The sequence below is a fragment of the Streptomyces sp. ATCC 21386 genome, from assembly GCF_018728545.1.
Lineage (GTDB): Bacteria > Actinomycetota > Actinomycetes > Streptomycetales > Streptomycetaceae > Streptomyces.
Genome location: NZ_JAAVVL010000001.1, coordinates 2,441,733 through 2,463,401, shown reverse-complemented (window position 1 = coordinate 2,463,401; position 21,669 = coordinate 2,441,733). Strand labels below are relative to the sequence as shown.

The window sequence follows — 21,669 nt, the reverse complement described above, 5'->3', positions numbered from 1 at the left end:
TCCGCCGAGCGGGGCCCGACCGGTCGCGCCGCCCGGGTGACACGCGCCTGCCCTCCGCTCAGATCCAGCCCTGCTGCCACGCGTGGTGCGCCGCCGCGTGCCGGGTGGGGGCACCCAGCTTGGACATCGCGGCCGAGAGGTAGTTGCGGACCGTGCCCTGGGCCAGGTGGACCTCTTCGGCGATCTCGGCGACCGAGGCGCCGGTGCGGGCCGCACGCAGCACCTGCAGTTCGCGCTCGCTGAGGGGGCAGTCGTCCTCGGTGAGGGCGGACGCGGCGATGTCGGGGTCGACGTAGCGGCGCCCGGCGGCGACATCACGGATGATCTCCGCCAGCCGGGCGGCCGGGGTGGTCTTGGTCACGAAGCCGCGCACCCCGGCCAGGAGCGCCCGGCGCAGCACCGCCGGACGGGCGTGCCGGGTCATCAGCACGACGCGGGTGGGCAGTTCGGCCCCGATCTCCTCGGCGGCACGCAGCCCGTCCGTCGGCGGCATCTCCAGGTCGAGCACCGCGATGTCCGGACGGTGTTCGCGCGCCAGCCGCACCGCCTCGGTGGACGTGGACGCCTCGGCGACGACCGTCAGATCGTCCTCCAGCGCCAGCAGGGCGCCCAGGGCGCTCCGGAGGAGGTCCTCGTCGTCGGCGATGAGCAGCCGGATCATCGTGCCGCTCCCTTCGTACGGTCGTGCGGATGCCGTGGGCGCGGCTCGCTCCGCGCGTCCCCGGGAGCGAGCGGCAGCGAGGCCGTCACCTCGAAGCGGTCGCCGTCGCGGCGCCACGTCAATTCGCCCTCCGCCGCCCGCAGTCGCTCGTCGAGCGCGGTGAGCCCCGTACCGTCCGGGTCGGCGGCAGGCGCGTCGGCGCCGTCGTTGGTCACTCGCAGCCGGGCCCGGCCGTCGACAGCGCGGCAGTCGACCTCGGCGTGGCGGGCCCGGCTGTGGCGCAGCACGTTGGTGGTGGCCTCCCGCATCACCAGCCCGAGGAGGTGCCGGCCGGTGTCGGTCAAGTCGGCCGCGAGGGATGCCGGTTCCAGGGCTGTGCGGGTGTCGATGCCGGCGGCGGCCAGCACCTTGCCGGCGTTGGCGATCTCGTCGTCGAGGGTCGTACGGCGGTAGCCGCGCACAACGGCCCGGGTGTCCCGCAGGGCGTCCGCCGCCAACTGCCGTACCTCGCGCATCTCGGCGGCGGCCCTGACCGGGTCGCGGTCCACCAGCCGGGCGGCCAACTCGCTCTTCAGCGCGATGACTTGGAGGTGGTGGCCCTGGATGTCGTGCAGTTCGGCGGCGAACCGCAGCCGTTCGTCCTTGACGGCCGACTCGGCCTCCAGCCGTCGTGCCCGGTCCAGTCGTCCGGCGATGTGCCACGCCCACAGCGGGCCCAGCACCATCCACACGGTGAAGGCGACGAGACCGGCCGGGAAGAGCGCGGCGTGCGCGAACCGGCCGTCCCCCGCGGCCAGACTGACGGCACCGCCGGGCAGCGCGGCGAGCAGCACCGCGCCGACGATCAGCGTCCGGCGGTGCCGCGAGCCGAGATGGGCGGCGCAGACGGCGACGGTCACGGCCGGCGCGACCGCCCACAGCTCATAGTCGCGCCGGGCCAGGGGCAGCACCGCGAGCACGACGGTGGCGGCGACCGCGACCGCCGTCCAGGCCCTCGGCGGCGGTACGGGACGTGCGCCGTCGACGGCGGCCCCCGGTGTCAGCCGACCGCCCAGCAGCACCGCGCTCGCCACCGCGTCGACGACGAGGGCCACGGCGACGGGGACGCGGACCCGGGCGGGCACCTCCGGGTCCAGAAGCCATTCGCCGTAGAACGCCAGCAGGAGGCACACACTGGTCCCCGGCACGGTCCACCAGGTGAATCGCCGAAAACTCGTCAGCCCCGCCCCGTGCTCGCTCGCCCCCTCACGCATCCGGCCATTGTCGCAGCGACGGATCCCGGGGCCAGGCCGTTCGACAAGCGGCCGAGTCACCGAGCCGACTTCGCATGACAGATGTCACGCGGGGACGTGACACCGCCACACGGGGACGTGCGCGTACGGCACTACTGACGCCCTCTCTCCACCAGCAGTCTTACGGCTGTACGCCCACCCGGGCCGTTCCCTCCTCCTCACTCCTCGGGAGAACAGCCATGTCCGCCATGCCGTCCACACCCGCCTCCGCGGGACGGAGCCCGGTCCGGGCACTGTCGCGCCGCTGGCCCACGATGCTCGCTCTCGCGCTGACGGTCCCGGGCCTGGTCCTGGGCGCGTCCGCCGATCCGCCGGGCCCGGCCGAGTCCGCCGCGACCATCGACGCCCATGCCGAGCTCCTGCCGCTGCTCCCCCTGCTGTATGTGGTCGTCCACCAGATCGGCAGGCCCCGGGCGACCTGGCCGGTACTCGCGGTGGGCGCGTCGTGCGCGGTCGCCCTCCAGGCCCTCGACCTCGTCTCACCGGCGGGCGTCATGGTGGGCACAGCGCTCGCGGTACTCCTCTGGGGCGCGGTCCGAAGCGCGATCCGGTCCCGGGCGTCGAGCCGGGGCCCGGTCGGGAGCGTGGCCGAGGGCACGACCGGGGGAACTCCGCACGGACGAGCCGTCTTCGGGCTCCAGGCCGCCGGGGCGGTCGTGTTCGGGGCGCTGGCCGTGACCGGGCTGGTGCTGGACGCGGACCTGGGCCGGTATCTGATCGCGGCCGGCTGGTTCTGCCACGGCGTATGGGACTTCGCCCACCTGAGGATGCGTCGGCTCCGGGGCGTCGTGGCCCCCACCTTCGCCGAATGGTGCGCGGTCGTGGATGTGGTGGTCGCCGTGGAGCTGGTGTTCCTCGCGTGACGCGTACGCCCCCCAACGCGTCAGCACCCCAGCTCTCCCAACACCCCCCACCCCCACCGCCCCCAGAGACGACTTTGCCATCTCTTTACAACGCATCCCGCCGCTGTCTCGTCTCTCCGCTCGGTACGTGACGCCACCGCACCCGGGCAACCGGCCGCGCGGTGGCCCGCGTAACCGTTCGACAGACCCGAACCAGACGAGAGAGAGCGACCCATGCGCCGAACCGTCCTCAGTGCCACGGCACTCGCCGTCACCGCCGTGCTGGCGACCGCGCTGCCCGCCATCGCCGACGACACGAGCCCGACCGCCGTACCGCAGGAGGCCTCCAAGGCGTCGACCCCGGCCCCGTCCGCCCCCGCCACGGACCACCCCTCGGACGCCACGCCCTCCGAGGCCACGGACGACAGGGACGCGAGCCCGGTGCCGAGCCAGGTCTCTGTCGTCCCGAGCGGAGCCCCCGACACCGGTACGGCACCGGAGTCACAGGGGACCAGCGGCACGGCCGTGCTGGCGGGCACCGGTGCCACCGCGCTGCTCCTCGGCGGCGGCGCGGCCGTGGTCCTCGTACGCCGCAAGCGGGCGAACGAGGCGTGACTCCGTTCTCCAGGCGCGCCTTCGCCGTGGCGGCGGCCGCCGCGCTGTCGGTGAGCTGCGGGGGTGGCCGCGCCGACCACGCCGCGACCAGGCCTCCCGAGGGCGGCGCGCCCCCACATCGGCCCTCGCCCTCCCCGTCGACGACATCCGGCACGGCACGCCCCCTGGCCCGCTCGGTCCCGGTGCGGCTGCTGATCCCGGCCATCGAGGTCGACACCCCGGTCATCCGCCTGGGGCTGGCCCCGGACGGCACGGTGGAAGTGCCGCCGGTCACGGAGCACGACAGGGCGGGCTGGTACCGGCACTCGCCGACGCCGGGCCAGACCGGCCCGTCGGTGATCCTCGGCCATGTCACGGTCGGCCCCTACGGCGACGGCGTCTTCCGCCGGCTCGCCCGGCTGCGGCGGGGCGAGCGGATCGAGGCGCGCCTGGAGAACGGCACGACAGCGGAGTTCACCGTCGACTCCGTACGCACGGTCGCCAAGGCCGACTTCCCCGCGAACGACGTCTACGGCAACGTGAACCGCCCCGCGCTGCGCCTCATCACCTGCGGCGGCCCGCGCACGGGCGAGGAGTACCGGGACAACGTGATCGTCTTCGCGACGCTGAACCCCACGGCGCGGTGACCCACACCCCGCCGGCCCCCTCCCCCCTCCTTCCCTGCCTCCCCTTCCCCTTGTCGCACCATCACGACCATGGAGAGCGTTGAAACGGTCCCGTGAGAAGGCCGCGTCCGAGTTGTTCGCCGCCCTCTACCCGCGTCTCGCCGGCTGGTGCCGTCGGCTGGTCGACGACGACGAGACGGCCCACGAGATCGCCTCGGAGGCGTTCACCCGGCTCTGGGCCCGCTGGACGTCCGTGGCGGAACCGCACGGCTTCCTCTACGTCACCGCGGCCAACCTCGTACGGGACCACTGGCGCAAACTCGAACGCGAACGCAAGGCGCTGCACCGGGCCGGCGCCGAAGCCGCGGTGCGCCCGCTCTACGACGAGGCCGAACAGTCCGACCCCTCGGTACGGCTGCTCGTGCGCTCGCTGCCGGAACGGCTGCGCGTACCGATCCTGCTGCACTACTACGCTGACATGCCGATCCGGGAGGTGTCCGAGCTGACCGGACGCAAGGAAGGAACCGTCAAGGCCGACCTCCACGCGGCCCGCGAACTGCTCCGCGCCCACCTGAGGAGAAGCCTTGATCACACGCCCTGACGAGGGCCCGGACTTCGAGCCCGACGACCCGCTCACCGTCATCCTGCGTCCCCCGGCCGACCGACTCGGCCCACCGCCCGGCCGTTACGAGGCGATCCGCCGCACCGCCGCCCGCCGCCGGCTGGCCCGGGCCGCGGCCGGTGCCGCCGCGGCCTGCGCGGTCGTCACCCTGATCGCCCTCCCGCTGCGGCTCGGCGCCGACAAGGCCCCGGCGGGCCCTTCGGTCCCCCTGGCCCCGCCCCCCACGACCAGCACCTCCCCGTCACCGACAGCGACACCGCCGCCGTCCCGCACGCCCGACACCGGATCGCCCAGCGACGGCCCCGCGAGCCCGGCCCCTTCGGCCCCGCCCAGCAGGACCGCCACCGACAGCACCACCCCGTCGGCGACCCCGGCCGAGGCCACCCGCCCCTCGGCCCAGGACAACACGTCGGACGGGCCCTGACCCCCCACGCGGCGACGCCGTCGCCAGATGTCGCCGCCAGATGTCGCCGCCAGGTGATCTACACCACGAAACCTCTTAGTAGAACAGTAGAAAACGCCCCATCGCCCGGCGCGACGATCGTTCCTTGGGTACGGTCGCGACAGCAGATCCAGACGGTCGGTGACGGAGCCCGCATGAAGCTGAGTCGACGCGTACGCGCGGGTGGCCCCCTCGGCCTTCTGCTGCTCGTCGCCGTCCTCGCCTTCAGCGTCTTCGCGATGCACAGCACAGGGCACCCCGGCGAGTCGGCGCACTCCATGGGTGCCGCCTCCCACGCCACTGCGACACACACGGCGGCGCCGGGTCCGGAACCGTCGTCGACGGCGCGGGGTCCAGGGCCGTCGTCCTCGCACAAACCGGCCACGGCCATGGACATGCGGTCCCTCTGCGTGGCGATCCTGCTCGGCGCATGGGTTCTCACCGCCCTCCTCAAGTCGGCGTTCGCCCGCCGTCATGAGGAGTGGTCGGCATTTCTCACCCAGGTCTCCGCGATCGCGCGACCCCGCCCGCCGCCGCGCGGGCCCGATCTCACCCGTCTGTCAGTTCTGCGGCTGTAGGCCGAACCGCCCACGAGGGCGCGCGCACTGCGCGGCCCCGCGGCTCCGCCTGCCCACGCACAGCCAAGAACGCACACCACGAGGTGAATCGACCATGACTGCCTTCACGCGCACCCCTCGCCGGACGCGCCTTCGCCGCGCCTCCGCCACCGTCGGCATCGTCGCCGTCGGCGCCCTGCTCCTCACCGCATGCGGTGACGACATGGACGGCATGGACCACGGCAGCGGCAAGAGCTCCCCGTCCGCGTCCGGCGACTCCGGCTCGTCCGGCACCGGGTCGTCCGACACCGGATCCGGCGACTTCAACGACGCGGACGTCGCCTTCGCGCAGATGATGATCCCGCACCACGAGCAGGCCCTGGACATGGCCGAACTCGCCGACGGCCGGGCCTCCGACACAGAGCTCAAGGGCATCGCCGAGCAGATCGAGAAGGCTCAGGACCCCGAGATCAAGGCGATGAAGGAGTGGCTGCGGTCCTGGGACAAGCCGACGGCCGTCGAGTCCATGCCCGGCATGGACCACGGCAGCGGCGGCGACGGCATGATGTCCGACGCGGACATGCGGCAGCTCAAGGGTATGAAGGGCAGCGAGTTCGACAAGATGTTCGCCGAGATGATGATCCAGCACCACAACGGGGCCATCACCATGGCCGAGGACGAGCGGAAGAACGGCAAGAACGATGCCGCCGTGAAGATGGCGGATGACATCGTGAAGGGCCAGACCGCCGAGGTCGAGCAGCTGGGCGACATCCTCGACCGACTCTGAGTACCCCCGGCGCGGGCCGACGACGGCCCGCGCCGGTCCTCCCGCGGGGAGGCCATCTACTATGCCCCTGCGTACGCGCCCACGCGCGTTCGCGTCAACAGCCGGAAGGAGTAGGGGCCATGAGACGGCTGGGGGAACTGGAAGCGGAGATCATGGACCGCCTCTGGACGTGGAACCGTCCGGCGACGGTGCGCGAGGTCGTCGACGATCTCAACAAGACCCGTCCGCTCGCCTACACCACGGTCATGACGGTCACCAACATCCTCTACAACAAGGGCTGGTTGCTGCGGGGCAAGCAGGGCCGCGCCTGGCTGTACACCCCCGTGCGCAGCCGTGAGGCGTACGCCGCCGCGCTGATGGAGGACGGTCTCGACGCGAGCAAGGACCGGCCGGCCGCGCTGGTCCACTTCGTGGAGAACATGACGGAGGAGGAGCAGGCCGCCCTGCGCAAGGCGCTGCGCGCGGTGGGACGGCAGGCGAAACCGTGAACGCGGCTCCACTCCTGCTCGCCTACACGGCGACGGTGGGCTTGGTCGCGCCTCCCCTGGTCCTGCGTGCCGTGTGGCCCCACCGGGCGCCGGCCCTGGCCCTGCTGGTCTGGCACACGCTGACGCTGTCCTTCGTCCTCGGGATCGCGCTGACCGCGTACCACCTGCTGATGCCCACCGAGCACACGCACCAGGGGCTCCTGGGGCTGCTGCACTCCTGCGGACTCGACCTGGGCGCGAGCGGACACGCCCACGACACCGCGGGCCGCCTCGCCGTCGCCGTTCCCACGACGCTCGGAACGGCACTCACCGGCGCCTTCGCCTTCCATGTCGTACGAGCCCGGCGCACGCGGGACCGGCACCGGGAGGCGGTGGATCTGGTCGGCCGCCGCTCCGAGCGGCTGGGAGCCACCGTCCTGCCGTACGGCGTGCCCGCCGCCTACTGTCTGCCGGGCCACCGGCCCCGGATCGTGATCAGCGACGCGGCCGTACGGGAGCTGAGCCCCGAACAACTGGCGGCGGTCCTGGCGCACGAACGGGCCCACATCGCGGGCCGCCACCATCTGGTGATCGCCGCCGCGGAGGCGTTCCACTCGCTCTTCCCCCGGCTCCCCCTGGCCCGCCACGCCCGCGCACAGACGGCACTCCTGCTGGAGATGGTCGCCGACGACCACGCCCTGCGCGCCCACTCCGACGGGGCCCTGGCGAGCGCGATGTACGAGATGGCGGCGGCCCGGACCCCGAAGGCCGCTTTCGCGGCGGGCGGCCCGGCGGTCCTGATCCGGATCCGGCGGGTGCTCGGCCCGCGCCGTCCCGCGCACCGCGCGTTCTGGGGTTCCGTGGCCGCAGTGACCGCGACCGTCCCGCTGCTGCCGCTCCTCGTCGCCTGCCCGCTGGGCGCCGCGTGACGCGGACACGGCCGCCCCGTCGTCGCACGCCCTCGCGGGGCTCAACTCCCCAACGCGCAGGGACTCGTTCGGCTCACACCGTCATCATCAGCAGCATCGTCGCCATCGAGCCGCCCATGCCGATGTGACCGGCCAGGCGGGCGTTCGGGACGGACAGCATGTCCGGGGTGCGAGACGCCCGACGGTGGCGGGCACGGGCGGCCGACCCGGCGGACGATCCACCCGGCTCCCGCAGCCGGGCGCGTACGGCCAGCGCAACGGAGCCCAGGAAGTAGGCGGCCAGGACCCAGAAGGCCACGCGCCACACCATGGCGGAGCCGGACGCGGCGGCAGCCTCGGTGACGCCATGGGCTCCCATGCCCTCCATCCCGCTCATGCCCTCCGTGCCGGCAGCGCCCCCATGGCCGTGCCCGGAGGAGCCGGCCAGGGCCAGCGTCGGTCCCGAGGCGGCGCCGGGCATGGCCAGGGTCATCACCACCATGGCGGCACTGCCGATCACGAGATGGGCGCCGTGCCGCAGCTGCCGCACACCGCCGCGCACGGCATGCCGTACGGACAGGGCCACACCCCCGAGACAGAGCAGCCCGAACAGAGCCGCCCACCACACGCCGTACGTGCCGTAGAGGCTCGCGGTCGGAGGCGCCGCCATGACGGCCATCCCCACACCCATGACCACCTCGGCCCCTGCCTCGTACCGGACCCAGCCTCTGACCAGCGCCAACCGCACGAGGTTCCCGACGGCCGCCCCGGCTCCCAGCGCCACCAGCGTCCAGCCAAGAAGGTGTCCAGCCACGTCGCCACCCCTTCACGGGGCCGGAATTCCGGCTCACCGATCGTCGACCACTACGTACCCGCTTAGTACGTAGCGACCGCCCATCCGACTCAGACGGGCGAACCGAACCGCCTCCAGGGGCGCCCTAGGCACCCAGGCGCACCCCCCTGGCCGTATACCCCCCAGGGGTATATTCTGGCCACGAGCCCGCCCACGGGCCACCATGGACGGAGAGGGAGGAAATGGTCATGGACCACACGGACCACAGGACCGGCCACGACGGCACCACCCACGACCACACCGGGCACGCCGACCCGCACGGAAGCCAGGTGAGCCACGAAGGCCACGGAGGGCACGGAGGGCACGGAGGAGCCCCCTGGGCGACGGCGGCGAAGGCCACCCTGCACTGCCTCACCGGCTGCGCCATCGGCGAGATCCTGGGCATGATCATCGGCACGGCCCTGAGGTGGGGCAACGTGCCGACCATGGCCCTGGCCATCACGCTCGCGTTCCTCTTCGGCTACTCCTTCACCCTGTTCGCGGTGCGGCGGGCCGGCCTGGACCTCAAGAGCGCGGTCAAGGTGGCCCTGGCCGCCGACACCGTCTCGATCGCCGTGATGGAACTGGTCGACAACGCCATCATCGCCCTCACGCCGGGCGCGATGGACGCCCACCTGGACGACGCGCTGTTCTGGTCAGCCCTCCTCGGCGGCTTCGGGGTCGCCTTCCTCATCACCACGCCGGTCAACAAGTGGATGATCGGCCGGGGCAAGGGCCACGCAGTCGTACACGCCTACCACTGAACTCGACGCCAGGCATGACGGACCTTCAGCCGCCCGAATCCCATGGCCCCGGAGATCCGGATCACCGGCGCGCCGGAGCGGGAACGCCTCGGGGCCCGGTGCCGTGCGAGGCCAGGGGTCGCAGGCGTCGCACGACCGTTTCTCGGCCGCCTGCACCGCCCACGACGCGATGGTCTGCTCGCCATGCCTGAGGACGGACCCGGTCGGAGACCACTCACCGCCTGCACAACCGGCTACGGCCTGACCGGAGGAAGGGCGCCGGCGGCGTAGCGGGCCCGGACCGACCGCGACGAGCCGCAGATGTGCGGGGCCATGCCCGGGTGCTCGCCGACGCGAACCGGCCGACGCACTCAGGATCAGCCCGGTACCGCCCGGACGCATCAACGTCGGGCGACGAGTCTTGGCACGCCTGCCCTCGTGGCCACGCCGGTGCCAGCCGCCACGAGCGCACGCAAAACCCCAGGTCAGGCACCCTTGGCTACCGGTTCCAGGATCGCCACGCACTCCACGTGATGCGTCATCGGAAAGATGTCGGCCTGAGTAGGCCATAGAAAGACCAGGTCCAACCCAGTTTCTCAGCTCGCGGTCCTGCGTGTAGGTACCTGGAGCGTCAAACGAGCGTCACGGTCGACGACCAGCAGGACGTCCCCATAGCAGGGCGGGCGGCGGTGCGTTCGGGCACGAAGCCAGCGTCCGTCGGCGGAGCGGCTCGTCGGCTGTGCCTCGGGCCTGGACGTGTGGGCGAACGCGCGCCGAAAGCCACGTTGGCTTTCCTTCGGGTCATCGTGCGGATCCATGGTGTCGAACGGACTGTCCCGCACGAGCTTGCCTCGCCCCATTGCCGGAGAAGGAAACGGGAAACAGCTTCGATCGCCTTGTTCGTCCGGGAGTTGGTGCCGCACTCTTCCGTGCAGTACCGCCTCGGCCCGGACGACCGGGTTCGGGAGGTTCCCGTGCCACATCCGTCCACATCGTTCGGCGAGGAACTGAGGAAGCGGCGTCTGCAGGCCGGACTGAGCCTGACGGACCTGTCCGGTCTCGTGCACTACAGCAAGGCGCAGCTCAGCAAAGTCGAGCGGGGCATCAAGGCGCCCAGCCGTGATCTCGCGCGGCTGTGCGACGCGGCGCTCGGTGCCGACGGGGCACTGATCGCCCTGGGCACCCCTACCGCTGTCGACTCACCTGCCGTGTCGGCGCCAGGCCGGGTCGAGGAGGAGAACTGGATGATGCAGTTGTCACCGGACGGCCCGAACTTGTTCGGGCCCGTGGGTCGGCGTGAGGTGATAAATGCCGGTGTCGCCTCGCTGATGACCTGGAGGTCGGACGGGTCAGGTCCGGCTTCCCCCGCCGCCGGCGCCGGCATGCTGGAAGCCTCAGGCTCCCTGTTCACGCACTACCGCAGACTCGGTCAGACCGTGGAACCCGGCCTGCTTCTACCCGTGCTGATCGCGCAGACACATACGCTGAGGGAGCTGTCGGCGCAGAGCGACAGCACCACCAGGAGTCGGCTGCTGGCACTCGGTTCCCGGTACGCCGAGTACGTGGGCTGGCTGGTGCAGGAGACCGGGGACGAGCGTGCGGCGCTGTGGTGGACACAGCGTGCTGTCGACCTGGCTGCCGCCGGCGGTGATCAGGCACTGGCCGGTTATGCGCTGGTCCGCAGGGCGTTGGTCACGCTGTACCGGGAGGACGCCGAGCAGACCATCGCGCTGGCCCGCCGGGCGCAGAGCGGCGTGCTGCCGTCACGGATCCGCGGTCTCGCCGCACAGCGCGAAGCACAGGGTCACGCCCTCGCCGGTGATGTCGGCGCCTGTCTACGTGCCCTGGACCGGGCTCGTACTCTGCTCGCCCGCCGGAACGACTTGGCCGAAGGTGCTGACAGTCCGGTGATCGGCTCCATGCATCTTCCCGATTCGGTCGGCATGGTCACCGGCTGGTGCCTCGTCGATCTCGGGCGACCGCGCGAAGCGGGCGAGGAACTGGATCGGCAGCTCACTCTGGTCCGCCCCGACGCGGTGCGTACGCAGGTCCGGTACGGCGTACGGCGCGCGCTCGCCTATGCCTGCGCCGGCGAGATCGACCACGCCTGCGCGCTGACGGAGCCACTGCTCGACGGCGTGACGGCGGTGCGCTCGGCGACCGTCACGACCGATCTCCGACGGCTCGTCCGGGTGTTGGGCCGCTACCCGGACCATCCATCGGTACGCCGGCTGTCACCGCGGCTCGGCACCTTGTCCCGCCCGACCACCCCTCTTGAGGAGTCACCGTCATGAGCGAGATATTCATCAACTACCGCACCGGAGACGGAGAGAAGACCGCGGCCCTACTGCGTCAAGGGCTGTCGCACCGCTTCGGCCCGGGACACGCGTTCCACGCGTCACAATCCATCGTCCCCGGTGAATGCTGGCCCGAACGGCTACTTGCCGCGGTACGGCGCAGCTCCGTACTCCTTGCCGTCATCGGACCGGACTGGACGAACTTCCGTACCCGGCTGGAAGACCCCGAGGACTGGGTGCGCAAGGAAATCGTAGAGGCTTTCACTTGTGAGGTTCCGGTGGTTCCCGTGTTGGACGGACGCAAAACCGGCCGGCTGAGCAAGGCTGACCTGCCGTCCGCGTTGCAGCGGCTCGCCGATCTCCAGTCCATCGCGTTCGACTCCGGTGACACCGAGGTGTGCGTCGCGCGCATCGGTGACCTGATGGCCGACCTGATCCCCGGCCTTGACGACCGGCCCGGAGCCGAGAGGAGGGCCCCCGCGCCGGGCAGCGTGACCAATTCCATCGAGACCGTTAACGGCACAGCCGTACAGAGCCGTGACTTCACCGGTGACGTCGGCACGGTCGTCAAGGGCGCCTACGGTCCTGTTCACACCGGGAACGGCAACATCTACTCGCAGTCACGTCATGTCTCGGGCGGTGACGGGATGACGTACTCCGAGGGCGACCACCACGGTGCCGTGCAGCACCGGTTCGGTGAACGGGACGGTCACGAGGGCCAGGACCGGTGAGCGGGTACACCGGCACCTGGATCCGGGGCTCGGGAGTCACGGTCACGGGCCCTGGCGACGTCTACATCGGAACGCAACTCCAGGACTCGGACAAGCCGGCGTTCCGCCGCGTCGCCGAGGACCAACTTCGCCGACTGCGCCACGTACTGGTCGCTCCGCCGCGTATGGGTGAGGCTCGTGCCGTACTCGCCGACACCGGCACCGTCATCCTGGACGGCGTCCCGGGCATCGGACGATCGGCTGCGGCCCGTGTACTGCTGCACGAACACCACCGGGACAGCGGGGTCTTCCACGAACTCCTGCCCGGTGAAGAGGGGGAACTGTCCCTCCAGGACCCTGCTCTGGTCGGGACCGGTGATCAGTTGCTGCTGGACCTGTCCGCCGCGGACGACCGCCGCTGGGCCGCGGCCCAGACCGACCTCCCGGCCCTGCGCAAGGCCGTGCACGAGCAACGTGCTCATCTGGTCGTGATCATGCCGTCCCTCGGCATTCTCGATCCGGACTTGCAGTACTGCCGCGTGGTGCTCGAACGGCCACCCGGAATCGGCGTTCTCCGGCGGCATCTGCGCCTGCACGGTGTGCCGCCTGAGCAATATCTCCGGTCGGATGGCAACGTCTCCGGGTTCCTGACGGCGAACAGGCCGATGCGGGAGATCGCAGAATTCGCCGACCTGGTGCGCCGAGCACGCGAGGCCGGTCAGCCCGAGGATGGATTCGGCCAGTGGTGCGAGGCGGCCTGGCGGGCGCGAAACGATGGCCGACGGGAAGCTGCCGCGCTCGTCACCAAGCTGCGGGAGGCGCCGCAACGGGCCCTGCTGATCGCGGTGTCCATGCTGCACGGGGCGCACGCCGATGTCGTTCACCGCGCGGCCGAGCAACTGCTGAGCGCGCTCGGGCCTCCGTCGGAGGGCGACTCGCCGCTGCAGCACCGGGACCTCGCCGAGCGGCTCCTGGAGATCTCGGCCACTGCCACCCCCAACGGACAGGTCCGGTTCGAAAGGCTGGACTTCGACTCCGCTCTTCGTGCCCATTTTTGGGATCACATGCCCGATCTCCGCCCTCACCTCGGCACCTGGGCCGCGAGCGTGGTGGAGCTGAACGACCCGCACGTCGTCCCCGTCGTGCGCGACGGACTGGTAGAACGAGTGGCCGGTGAATATTTGCGGACCGGACGTGCGGACGGGCTGGGGACCCTCATCGAAGGCTGGAGCACCGGTGGGACGAGTCGTCCTCGCCTGGAAGCGGCCGTTCATGCGCTCACCTGCGGGTTGGCGGACCCCTCGCACGCCAGGGACTTCCGCGAGCAGATCTACCAGTGGTGTGCCAAACGGCACCTGAAGGGGGAGCTGGCGCAGGTGCTGGTCCGCGTCTGTGCCGACGTCCTCGCAACCAGTCATCCCGATCAAGCCCTGGTCAGGCTCTACCACCTGGCCCGGCGTGAGCGCGGCACGACGCGTGCCCGGCAGGCGCTGTGCGAGCTGGTGGCGCGCAGCCGCCGGCTGCACCGCGTGCTGCTCGACCGTCTCGCCCGTTCCGACCTGTCACCCGCCAATCTCGGGATCTTCCTTCAGGCCAGCGACCCCGAACTGTTGACGTACCGCACCGGCACCTCGCACACGCTGGTCGACGAACAGGGCGTGCAGGGCTCCCTGACAACCTGTTGGCACGCGGTACTGGCCGAGCTGCCGCCTCCGCAGTGGCAGGCCGAGGCACGACGTTGGCTCCACTGGGCAGCCGCCGAAGCCGGACCGCACCGCGGGCTCCTGCTCGACCTCCTCGTCAGCGCGGCACAGCGGTGCACGGGGAATCGGGGCAAGGTCTTCGCTCTGCTGTACGCGTGCGCCCGCGACGCCGAGCGCACCGGCCCGGGGGATGCGGCGCGAGCCGCGGAGACCACCGGTCTGTTGCTCCGCAAGATCAGCGCGGCTCAAGGCATCGCTCCGGCCCCACCGCCGACGACCTCACCCGGGGGGACTCGACCATGACCACCGCACGGAAAACCACGACCGTCTTCCTCACCGTTCTGAGCGGTCTCCTGCTGAGCATCGTCGGTCTGACGCAGCGGTGGCCCGCATGGGTCTGGCCACTGCTGGCAGTGCTGCTGCTCGTCGTCCCCGCAGCTGTCTTCCGCATCGCCGCGATGCGCCGCGGCACAGTACCGGTGACTTTCGAGGAGCAGCTCACGGCCGCCCCCGTGGAACGCACGGAACACCGTGTCAGCCAGGTCGTCCTGCCCAGCAAGTGGGCCGACTACGACTTCATCTTTTCCGCGACGGTGCGCTGGTACCTCGTCGACGCTCCCGCGAATACTCCCGTTCTCAACCCGGCGGGTCTCGCCGTCGACGCGGTCCTGAATCGGGCCCGCGCCATCACCGAGCAACGAGAACCGGTCCGGGCCTCACTCGTCGAGCAGGAACTGTCCGGCGCTCTGAGCCGGATGCTGCCTGAGCCCACCGGGCACCTCCAGGCGATGGCGGAGAACATCCAGCTCGTCCTGGGGCAGCAGGACCAGGAGCGACTCGACAAGCTCGCCGACGTACGCAAGGACGAGGAAGTCTGGGTGCACCAGCGCAAGTACGAGCAGAGCAGGCGCCGGTACTTGGGCGAGGACGTCCTCAAAGACACCGGCAGCGCCGTGGTCTGGTGGCTCACCAAGAACGACGAACACGTGGAACGTACCGTGAACGACCTGGCCCTGCTCGCGCAGCTGACTTCAGCAGCCAATGACACCGACATTCCCGAACGGCTTCGGGATCTGATCTCTCAACAGGCCGACGAGCCGACGACGTCGGACTTTCCCAGGGAGGAGCCTCCGTCAGCGCCGCGGGGGCGGGAGACGGCCACGAGGCATCTCTCCGACTTCCTGGACAGCATCGGTTTCACCGACGGTGACGTACGCCGCCCGATGCTCGCCGCGCAGATCGCCGGCCTCATCAAGGAGCAGAACCGCCACGAGACCGCCGAGGAGATCCAGCACCACTTCGATCCGCCGACGTCCCTCGCCCCGGACGACAACGAGGCACCCGCCTCCGGCTCCCCCCTCGCCTAGGAGAAGTCACGTGGACAGCGAACTGGCCGTACTCGCGGCGTCGGGTGCCACCACACTGGTCTCCCTCATGGTCACCGATTCCTGGATACACGCCCGAGAACTCGTCGGGCGATACCTGAGCCGCACAGGCGCGGACCCCGGCACGTTCGGCGACCTGCAGAACGCGAGGAACCGGCTCCTCGCCGCCGAGGTCACGGAACGTGAACGGACTGCCCGCGAGATCAGCCGACGATACGGTGACCGTCTTCGCCGACTCGCGGAAGCCGACGACGGCAGCGACGAAGCCCTGCGCGCTCTGCTGACCTCGTTACTGCAACTCTCGGCGTCCACTACAGACAGCTGGCGCACGGTGGACAACCGCATCAGCGGGGGAGTCCAGCACGGTCCTGTCATCCAGTCGGGCAGCGTTGCCGGGCTGACCTTGCACATGGATCACGCTGATCGCCAGTAGCGCCGGCGCAGGGAGGCCACCGCGTGCTCCTGCACTCGGCCGGGGTCGGACCACGAGTGAGGGCAGGACACGCGTGTGCCCTGCCCTCACGTCGTCGAACCTCGGAAAACAGTGAACCAGGCCGCCAGGCGCTTGGCGATCAACGGAGACGGGCGGTGGGACGGTACTGGCACTGACGCCGCTGAACCGCAGGAAGACGCGCATGGCTACCCAGGCAGTGCGCTTGTTGCCGTCGATCAGTGCGTGATTGCGGCGACGGAGTGCGGCAATGCCGCCGCCTTCTCGTGCCGAGCGTCAAGAATCCCCGAGGAGACATCTGAGACGACGCCCGGGGCAGCGCATTCCTCACGATCTCGTAGGTCAGAGGGCTCTCAGGGATTGATCCGCCTGATTGAACCGCTGCCCGGAGGTAAACAGGCCGGGCAACCCACCGAAGCGACAGAACCGCGCAGCGCGGGTGAGCCCAGAGCGTCAAACGAGCGTCACGGTCGACAGCCCGTCCCGCCTGCTCGGGGCAGACCGAGCAGGCGCATCAGTTGCCGCAGCGGGCTCCGTCCGGCTCACTCCAGAGGCCAGGCGTCGCGCCCGACCGCCCGACCTGTGAGCGAACGCACCGACGACCAAGCAGTCACATTCCCCTACCGAAAGGTCCGAGTTCCCCTCTCCGTGAGGAGACGGCGTCTCCTGCGAGTAGCCGGGGCCACGGCCGCCGCCGCTGCCACCGGTGCCTTCATCGGCGCATCGCCTGCCCGAGCGGCCGCCCCTCCCCCAAGGGCCGGCACCGGGGGCGCGCTCGATGTCGACCGACTGCTGTACACCTTCCGCGTCCCCGCCCAGAGGCGCTTACTCACACCTTGGGGCCGCTCTCGACCGCCTGGCCGGCCTGAGCGGCGATGCGGCGCAGCCATATGTGGGCCGGTTCCCGCTCATGGAGGGGATGCCACCACAGGGACTCCACCAAGTGGCCCATCTCGAAGTCGGGTTGGACGACGGTGATCAGCTGGCCGGAGAGGGTGGGGATCGCGACCCGTTCGGGCATCAGGCCGATCCGGTCGGTCCCGACGACCAGGTGGGGAATGGCCAGGAAGTTCTCCGTGACGATCTCCGCGTGCGGTTCGATGCCCTCGGCGTGCAGGCGGTTCAGAGGGGAGAAGACCGGCGACGGGTGACGATAGGGCAACACCCAAGGACGTTCCGCCAGTTCTTCCCGCCGGAGGGCGGCCGGAGCACGGTCTGCGGACATCACGCACACCCAACGGTCCTTGTACAGGTCGAAGGTGGGGATGTTCGACAGGATGCCCTGCGGCAGGACGAGGGCGTCCACCGTGCGCAGGTTGTCCAGCGCCTGCTGCACGACCCGTTCGGTGCTGTGCTGGAACCGCAGCCGCACGTTCGGCGCGGCGGTGCGGACCAGGTCGGCCAAGGCCCGCCCGAACGTGGGCAGTTGGCAGTCGGCCATGATCACGGTGAACTCGTGCCGGGCCTGCGCGGGATCGAAATCGGGGCGCGTCCGGAGGACTCGGTCCGCCCAGCTCAAGGCCTGCTCGGTGTGTTCCACCAGTCGTTCCGCCAGGGGGGTCAGCTCGTAGCTATTGCCCACCCTGACGAGGAGTTCGTCGTCGTAGTGCCGGCGCAGCCGGGCCAGGGCTGCGCTCAGCGAGGGCTGGCTCAGACCGAGCCGCTGCGCGGCCCGCGTCACACTGCGCTCCTGGAGGAGCGCGTCCAGCGACGTCAGCAGGTTGAGGTCCAGATTCACGGCGCCCACCTCGAATGATCATCATCCCTGTCTATGACGAGCATAGGTGATTTCGGCTTCCCTGATCCCGGCGCGGGCGCGAGAGTGGTGACACGGCTCGGCGGGACCCCGCATCAGACGGACCGCCACCACCCCAGACATTCGCATTCTCGGGCCTGCGCCGATCGATGCAGGTGTTCCGAGCCCCGTCAAGGAGGCGACAATGCCGTCGTTCCATGTCCTGATCGCCGGTGGAGGCATCGGAGGGCTCTGTCTGGCGCAGGGTCTTCGCCGCGCGGGCATCAGCTGCACCGTCTACGAGAGCGCGCCGGGCATCGGACGGGCCGGCTACCGCCTGCACATGAACGGCGCGGGCGGCCGCGCTCTCCAGCAGTGCCTGCCGGACAACCTCTTCGAGCTGTACATGCAGACCTCGCGCGAGACGCCGCGCCGTGAGGTCATGGTCATGCTCGACCACCAGGCCCGCGAACTGGGCGCCCGTCCCCACATCGGCCCGCCCAACGACCCGCGGCGGCCCCACACAGCGGTCAACAGGCGCACGCTGCGCCAGATCATCGGCCTGGGCCTGGAGGACATCGTCCGCTACGACAGCACCGTCACCGGCTTCGAGACGGACGGCGAGAAGGTGCGGGTGCTGCTCGACGACGGCACGAGCGAGACCGGAGACGTACTGGTGGGCGCCGACGGCATCAACTCCGTCGTGCGCGGGCAGTTGCTGCCCGAGGTTCCGGTCGTGGACACCGGAACACGCGGCCTGTACTCCACCGCACCGCTGACCGACGATCTGGCAGCGAACCTGCCCGAGGCACTGTTCGACGGTTTCGCCATCGCCGCGGAGCCGAACGGCGCGATGTTCGCGTACGGCGTGTACCGACCGCGCAGGCCGGTGGCCGAGGCGGTGGCCGAACTGGCGCCCGGCGCCGCCGTCGATCCCGTCGATCCCTACATCATGGTCAACCTCGCGCTACTGCCCGGCAGCCCTTTCGCCACCGGGGCTCCCGACCTGTGGCACAGCTCCGCCGAAACCCTGCACGCGCTGATGCGCACCGCGGTACGGGGCTGGAACCCCGCCCTGGCCGATCTCGTCGAACACGTCGACGCGTCGACGATCTTCCCGGTGTCCATGCGTCACCTACAGGCGGCAGATCCCTGGCCGGCCGGCCGTGTCACCCTGCTCGGTGACGCGATCCACGCCATGCCTCCCTCGTTCGGCTCCGGCGCCAACACGGCCCTGCGCGACGCCGCGGCCCTCACCCGGGCCCTGGAGCTCGCCGCCCACGGTGACACACCTGTGGCGGCGGCCGTGGCCGAGTACGAGACCGAGATGCGCGCCGAGGTCTTCCCCATCCTGCGCGCCTCGGCCGACCCGCGGGCCGTCGACATCGACTTCCTGCCCGACGACCTCCCCGTCAGTCACACCTGATCGCAGCCTCCCCGACACGAGCCGCACCAGAGGAGAACCATGCCCGTCACCGAAGACATCGAGTTCCGAGTGTCGGAACTGACCCTGCGGGGCAAACTGTTCCGCCCGGCCGACGGCCCCGAACGCCCGCCCGTCGCCATCCTCCAGGGCGGCCTGGGCGGTCCCGCGGAATCCATGTTCGCCATGGCCGAGGGCTTCGCCGACGCCGGTCTGGCCTGCCTGATCTACGACCACCGCAACACCGGCTACAGCGACGGCGAACCCCGTCAGCAGTTCGATCCCTGGCAGCAGTGCCGGGACCTGCGCGACGTCATCACCCATCTGACCCTGCGCGAGGACGTCGACCCCGACCGCATCGCCCTGTGGGGCATCAGCATCGGCGGCGCCAACTCCCTCTTCACGGCCGCCACGGACCGCCGGGTCAAAGCGGTCGTCAGCATCATCCCCCCGGTCAGCGGCTGGAGCGCGCGCACGCTCCAACCGGCCGACACACTCGCGGCGCTGGAAGCTCTCATCCCCGCCGACCGTCAGGCCCAGCTGCGCGGCGAGCCGGCCGCGAGTATCCGCCTGCACGGCGTCCCGGAACCCGGGGACCCGGTCATGTTCAGCGACCAGGAGGGTCTGGAATTCGTCGAGAACATGATCCACCAGCTGCCCAGCTTCCGGAACGAGATCACCATCTCGACCCTCGACCGCATCTTCGAGATGGAGGCGCGCGCCTACGCCGAACGCATCACCGCCCCGGTCCTGATGATCCTCGCCTCCAAGGACACCGTCGCCCCCGTCGAGGAGGCCCGCGAGATGTACGAGCGGATCCCCGGCCCGAAGGAGGTCATCGAGTACCCGGGCCAGCACTACGAGATCCTCTCGAACCACTTCCCCGAGATCATCACCCGCAGCGCCGACTGGCTGGCCGCCACCCTGCGCGGCTGACCGCCCCAGCATCCGCTCCCGTCCGGTCCGCCGGAGCCCGCGTGGCCCGGCGGACCGCCCCCCGTTCCCCGACCACACAGAGAGGTGTCGCCGATGCGTCTGCTCGGACTTGCCTGCGGGCAGGAGGACGGCAGTGCCGAGGTACTGCTGAAGGCCGCGCTCACTGCGGCCGCGCGCGAAGGAACAACCGTCGAGATGGTACGGCTGACCGACCTGTCCCTGGTGACCGCCGCCACCGCGGACACCGGGGACGACGCGGCCTGGTTCTGCGACCGGCTGCTCGACGCGGACGGCGTGATCGTCAGCTCCCCCACCTACACCCGCAGCGCACCGGGCGCGTTGAAGCTCCTCATCGACCGCGCCTTCGGTCCGCGCACGGACGTGGTCTTCGTCCGTGAGGCCCTCGCCCACCGCGAACACGGCCCGGCCGAGCAGGACGAGATTCGCGGTCTTCTGGGCCTCGACACGGCCCCCGACCCGCGGGTCCTCAAGCCGCGCGTGGCCGGCTTCATCGCCGTGGGTGGCTGCCCGTCACCCCACTGGCGCACGCTGACGCTGCCCACTCTGCACGCCCTGGCCTTCCCCCTGCACATGGCTGTCGCCGACCAGATGGAAGTCCCCACCCCAGGTGGCCGGGGCGGCGTAGCCACCGCCCCGGCGGCTGTGCTGCGCGCCGAGCGGCTGGGCGGCGCGGTTGCCCGGCAGCTCGGTCTCCCCCACGACGAGGTCCGGTTCCTGGGGGAGCCCGGCACCTGTCCGATGTGCCACCTCGACCTGATCGTGCTGCGCGGCGGCCGCGCCGAATGCGGCACCTGTGGGGCCGCGGGCCGTTTCGTCGTCGAGGCCGGCGACGTCCGGGTGGACTTCTCCCCCGCCGGCACCGCTTCCTCCGTCCACACCCTCACGGAGCTGGAGGAGCACTACCGGGAACTGCTGAGCACCGCCGCACTGGAGCCGGACCCCCAGGAGATCGACAAGCACACCGCCGCGTTCCGGGACAGCGTCCCCGTCCTGCGCCCGCCGCGGCCGTAGACGACCGTTCGCGGGCTCTCCACCGACGCCGGCGCGCCCCAGCAGCAGCTGGGCGTCCCCACCGACCCGCTCCCCTATCGCGGAGGCCACGTACGGCCCGCCATGGTGCGACGGGCCGTACGGGTGCGCGTGGCCGCGATGGCGAGGGTCAGGCCGACGACCGCCGCGGGAGCCGTGGCGGTCATCAGCCAGTCCCCGCCGTCTTCCGGGTCGGCGGCCACCAGGAGGGCCGCCGTGGCCACGGCGGCGGCGAGTCCGCAGGCGACGAGGGCGGCGAAGGCGTGCCGGGAGTGGCCGTGTCCGGGCGGGCCGGGGGCAAGCGGCGCCCAGTGACGGACGATCTCCCGCATCTCCTGGCGGTGCTGCGCGGCGGCACGGATCCGCAGCACAGCCGCTACAGCCGCACCCGCCACCACGCAGGCCGTCTGCCACACCACGCCGGCGAAGAGCACCGCGGCGACGACCGCGGCCGTGCTCCAGCCGGCCAGGCAGGCCGCCGCCGCGGTACGGCGGGAGACCGGCCGGTCGGCCCCGGCGCGCAGGTCGGCGAGGGCAGGGAGGTACCAGACGCAGCCGGCGGCGGTCACCAGCGCGGCGCCCGTCGCCGGGACGGTGTGCGCCACC

23 protein-coding genes and 1 pseudogene are annotated in these 21,669 nt (G+C 71.1%); 18 read left to right on the top strand and 6 right to left on the bottom strand.

Annotated features, from left to right (window positions below):
• Window positions 1-58: 58 nt before the first annotated feature.
• Window positions 59-661, bottom strand: a complete 603-nt coding sequence (locus tag GWK25_RS10805; protein ID WP_215449586.1) for a DNA-binding response regulator — start codon at window positions 659-661, stop codon at window positions 59-61.
• Entirely contained in the window at window positions 658-1,914 is a 1,257-nt protein-coding gene (locus GWK25_RS10800; protein ID WP_215449585.1) for a sensor histidine kinase, read from the bottom strand. Before GWK25_RS10800 ends, GWK25_RS10805 begins: the two co-directional genes overlap by 4 nt.
• 218 nt (window positions 1,915-2,132) lie before the next feature.
• Here GWK25_RS10800 and GWK25_RS10795 point away from each other — a divergent pair, with 218 nt between their 5' ends.
• The 9 genes from GWK25_RS10795 to GWK25_RS10755 all read left to right on the top strand — a co-directional run bounded on the left by GWK25_RS10795 (window position 2,133) and on the right by GWK25_RS10755 (window position 7,819).
• Window positions 2,133-2,816: a hypothetical protein gene (locus GWK25_RS10795; RefSeq protein ID WP_215449584.1), complete on the top strand. Its 684-nt coding sequence runs from the start codon at window positions 2,133-2,135 to the stop codon at window positions 2,814-2,816.
• A gap of 213 nt (window positions 2,817-3,029) precedes the next feature.
• The gene (locus tag GWK25_RS10790; protein WP_215449583.1) at window positions 3,030-3,410 is read left to right on the top strand and encodes a Tat pathway signal sequence domain protein; all 381 of its coding nucleotides are present in this window, start codon (window positions 3,030-3,032) and stop codon (window positions 3,408-3,410) included.
• Window positions 3,407-4,036 (top strand): class F sortase, encoded by a 630-nt coding sequence (locus GWK25_RS10785; protein WP_215449582.1) that lies wholly within the window; start codon window positions 3,407-3,409, stop codon window positions 4,034-4,036. Before GWK25_RS10790 ends, GWK25_RS10785 begins: the two co-directional genes overlap by 4 nt.
• A 79-nt stretch (window positions 4,037-4,115) precedes the next feature.
• A complete protein-coding gene (locus GWK25_RS10780) occupies window positions 4,116-4,616 on the top strand; it encodes an RNA polymerase sigma factor (protein ID WP_215449581.1) in 501 nt (166 codons plus the stop codon).
• Complete coding sequence (locus tag GWK25_RS10775; protein ID WP_215457970.1) at window positions 4,600-5,061, top strand: hypothetical protein; 462 nt, start codon at window positions 4,600-4,602, stop codon at window positions 5,059-5,061. Before GWK25_RS10780 ends, GWK25_RS10775 begins: the two co-directional genes overlap by 17 nt.
• A gap of 173 nt (window positions 5,062-5,234) precedes the next feature.
• On the top strand, window positions 5,235-5,657 hold the full coding sequence (locus tag GWK25_RS10770) for a DUF6153 family protein (RefSeq protein ID WP_215449580.1): 423 nt from the start codon (window positions 5,235-5,237) through the stop codon (window positions 5,655-5,657).
• A 94-nt stretch (window positions 5,658-5,751) separates the two neighbouring features.
• Complete coding sequence (locus tag GWK25_RS10765) at window positions 5,752-6,423, top strand: DUF305 domain-containing protein (protein ID WP_215449579.1); 672 nt, start codon at window positions 5,752-5,754, stop codon at window positions 6,421-6,423.
• Between the two features lie 119 nt (window positions 6,424-6,542).
• Window positions 6,543-6,911, top strand: coding sequence for a BlaI/MecI/CopY family transcriptional regulator (locus GWK25_RS10760; RefSeq protein WP_045562083.1), 369 nt, complete (start codon window positions 6,543-6,545; stop codon window positions 6,909-6,911).
• Entirely contained in the window at window positions 6,908-7,819 is a 912-nt protein-coding gene (locus tag GWK25_RS10755) for a M56 family metallopeptidase (RefSeq protein ID WP_215449578.1), read from the top strand. The genes GWK25_RS10760 and GWK25_RS10755 overlap by 4 nt, the downstream gene beginning before the upstream one ends.
• A gap of 73 nt (window positions 7,820-7,892) precedes the next feature.
• On the opposite strand, the gene GWK25_RS10750 is transcribed toward GWK25_RS10755, so the two are convergent.
• Window positions 7,893-8,612: a DUF5134 domain-containing protein gene (locus tag GWK25_RS10750; RefSeq protein ID WP_215449577.1), complete on the bottom strand. Its 720-nt coding sequence runs from the start codon at window positions 8,610-8,612 to the stop codon at window positions 7,893-7,895.
• Window positions 8,613-8,839: 227 nt separating this feature from the next.
• On the opposite strand from GWK25_RS10750, the gene GWK25_RS10745 reads away from it, so the two are divergent.
• The 6 genes from GWK25_RS10745 to GWK25_RS10720 all read left to right on the top strand — a co-directional run bounded on the left by GWK25_RS10745 (window position 8,840) and on the right by GWK25_RS10720 (window position 15,901).
• Entirely contained in the window at window positions 8,840-9,394 is a 555-nt protein-coding gene (locus tag GWK25_RS10745) for a DUF4396 domain-containing protein (RefSeq protein ID WP_215449576.1), read from the top strand.
• Window positions 9,395-10,347: 953 nt separating this feature from the next.
• Window positions 10,348-11,667 (top strand): helix-turn-helix transcriptional regulator, encoded by a 1,320-nt coding sequence (locus tag GWK25_RS10740; protein WP_215457315.1) that lies wholly within the window; start codon window positions 10,348-10,350, stop codon window positions 11,665-11,667.
• A complete protein-coding gene (locus tag GWK25_RS10735) occupies window positions 11,664-12,401 on the top strand; it encodes a toll/interleukin-1 receptor domain-containing protein (RefSeq protein ID WP_215449575.1) in 738 nt (245 codons plus the stop codon). Before GWK25_RS10740 ends, GWK25_RS10735 begins: the two co-directional genes overlap by 4 nt.
• On the top strand, window positions 12,398-14,386 hold the full coding sequence (locus GWK25_RS10730) for a hypothetical protein (RefSeq protein ID WP_215449574.1): 1,989 nt from the start codon (window positions 12,398-12,400) through the stop codon (window positions 14,384-14,386). Before GWK25_RS10735 ends, GWK25_RS10730 begins: the two co-directional genes overlap by 4 nt.
• Window positions 14,383-15,450, top strand: a complete 1,068-nt coding sequence (locus tag GWK25_RS43345; protein ID WP_251828813.1) for a hypothetical protein — start codon at window positions 14,383-14,385, stop codon at window positions 15,448-15,450. Before GWK25_RS10730 ends, GWK25_RS43345 begins: the two co-directional genes overlap by 4 nt.
• A 10-nt stretch (window positions 15,451-15,460) precedes the next feature.
• Window positions 15,461-15,901: a hypothetical protein gene (locus GWK25_RS10720; protein WP_215449573.1), complete on the top strand. Its 441-nt coding sequence runs from the start codon at window positions 15,461-15,463 to the stop codon at window positions 15,899-15,901.
• 141 nt (window positions 15,902-16,042) lie between these two features.
• Here the strand turns inward: GWK25_RS10720 and GWK25_RS43340 are convergent.
• Window positions 16,043-16,188: pseudogene (locus GWK25_RS43340) on the bottom strand (Fic family protein); the annotation flags it as partial.
• Between the two features lie 560 nt (window positions 16,189-16,748).
• The gene (locus GWK25_RS10715; RefSeq protein ID WP_308404208.1) at window positions 16,749-17,657 is read right to left on the bottom strand and encodes a LysR family transcriptional regulator; all 909 of its coding nucleotides are present in this window, start codon (window positions 17,655-17,657) and stop codon (window positions 16,749-16,751) included.
• A gap of 202 nt (window positions 17,658-17,859) precedes the next feature.
• On the opposite strand from GWK25_RS10715, the gene GWK25_RS10710 reads away from it, so the two are divergent.
• The 3 genes from GWK25_RS10710 to GWK25_RS10700 all read left to right on the top strand — a co-directional run bounded on the left by GWK25_RS10710 (window position 17,860) and on the right by GWK25_RS10700 (window position 21,045).
• Window positions 17,860-19,080: an NAD(P)/FAD-dependent oxidoreductase gene (locus GWK25_RS10710; RefSeq protein ID WP_215449571.1), complete on the top strand. Its 1,221-nt coding sequence runs from the start codon at window positions 17,860-17,862 to the stop codon at window positions 19,078-19,080.
• Window positions 19,081-19,119: 39 nt separating this feature from the next.
• Window positions 19,120-20,013 carry an alpha/beta hydrolase gene (locus tag GWK25_RS10705; protein ID WP_215449570.1) on the top strand — a complete coding sequence of 298 codons (894 nt, stop codon included), beginning with the start codon at window positions 19,120-19,122 and terminating at the stop codon, window positions 20,011-20,013.
• A gap of 93 nt (window positions 20,014-20,106) precedes the next feature.
• Window positions 20,107-21,045, top strand: coding sequence for a flavodoxin family protein (locus GWK25_RS10700; RefSeq protein ID WP_215449569.1), 939 nt, complete (start codon window positions 20,107-20,109; stop codon window positions 21,043-21,045).
• A 74-nt stretch (window positions 21,046-21,119) separates the two neighbouring features.
• Here GWK25_RS10700 and GWK25_RS10695 read toward each other — a convergent pair whose 3' ends face one another.
• On the bottom strand, window positions 21,120-21,668 hold the full coding sequence (locus GWK25_RS10695; RefSeq protein ID WP_215449568.1) for a hypothetical protein: 549 nt from the start codon (window positions 21,666-21,668) through the stop codon (window positions 21,120-21,122).
• Between the last annotated feature and the right edge of the window lies 1 nt (window position 21,669).

Coding starts and splice junctions, on each gene's coding strand:
- GWK25_RS10805 (WP_215449586.1), bottom strand. CDS start 661: ATGATCCGGCTGCTCATCGCCGACGACGAGGACCTCCTCCGGAGCGCC.
- GWK25_RS10800 (WP_215449585.1), bottom strand. CDS start 1,914: ATGCGTGAGGGGGCGAGCGAGCACGGGGCGGGGCTGACGAGTTTTCGG.
- GWK25_RS10795 (WP_215449584.1), top strand. CDS start 2,133: ATGTCCGCCATGCCGTCCACACCCGCCTCCGCGGGACGGAGCCCGGTC.
- GWK25_RS10790 (WP_215449583.1), top strand. CDS start 3,030: ATGCGCCGAACCGTCCTCAGTGCCACGGCACTCGCCGTCACCGCCGTG.
- GWK25_RS10770 (WP_215449580.1), top strand. CDS start 5,235: ATGAAGCTGAGTCGACGCGTACGCGCGGGTGGCCCCCTCGGCCTTCTG.
- GWK25_RS10765 (WP_215449579.1), top strand. CDS start 5,752: ATGACTGCCTTCACGCGCACCCCTCGCCGGACGCGCCTTCGCCGCGCC.
- GWK25_RS10760 (WP_045562083.1), top strand. CDS start 6,543: ATGAGACGGCTGGGGGAACTGGAAGCGGAGATCATGGACCGCCTCTGG.
- GWK25_RS10745 (WP_215449576.1), top strand. CDS start 8,840: ATGGACCACACGGACCACAGGACCGGCCACGACGGCACCACCCACGAC.
- GWK25_RS10735 (WP_215449575.1), top strand. CDS start 11,664: ATGAGCGAGATATTCATCAACTACCGCACCGGAGACGGAGAGAAGACC.
- GWK25_RS43345 (WP_251828813.1), top strand. CDS start 14,383: ATGACCACCGCACGGAAAACCACGACCGTCTTCCTCACCGTTCTGAGC.
- GWK25_RS10710 (WP_215449571.1), top strand. CDS start 17,860: ATGCCGTCGTTCCATGTCCTGATCGCCGGTGGAGGCATCGGAGGGCTC.
- GWK25_RS10705 (WP_215449570.1), top strand. CDS start 19,120: ATGCCCGTCACCGAAGACATCGAGTTCCGAGTGTCGGAACTGACCCTG.
- GWK25_RS10700 (WP_215449569.1), top strand. CDS start 20,107: ATGCGTCTGCTCGGACTTGCCTGCGGGCAGGAGGACGGCAGTGCCGAG.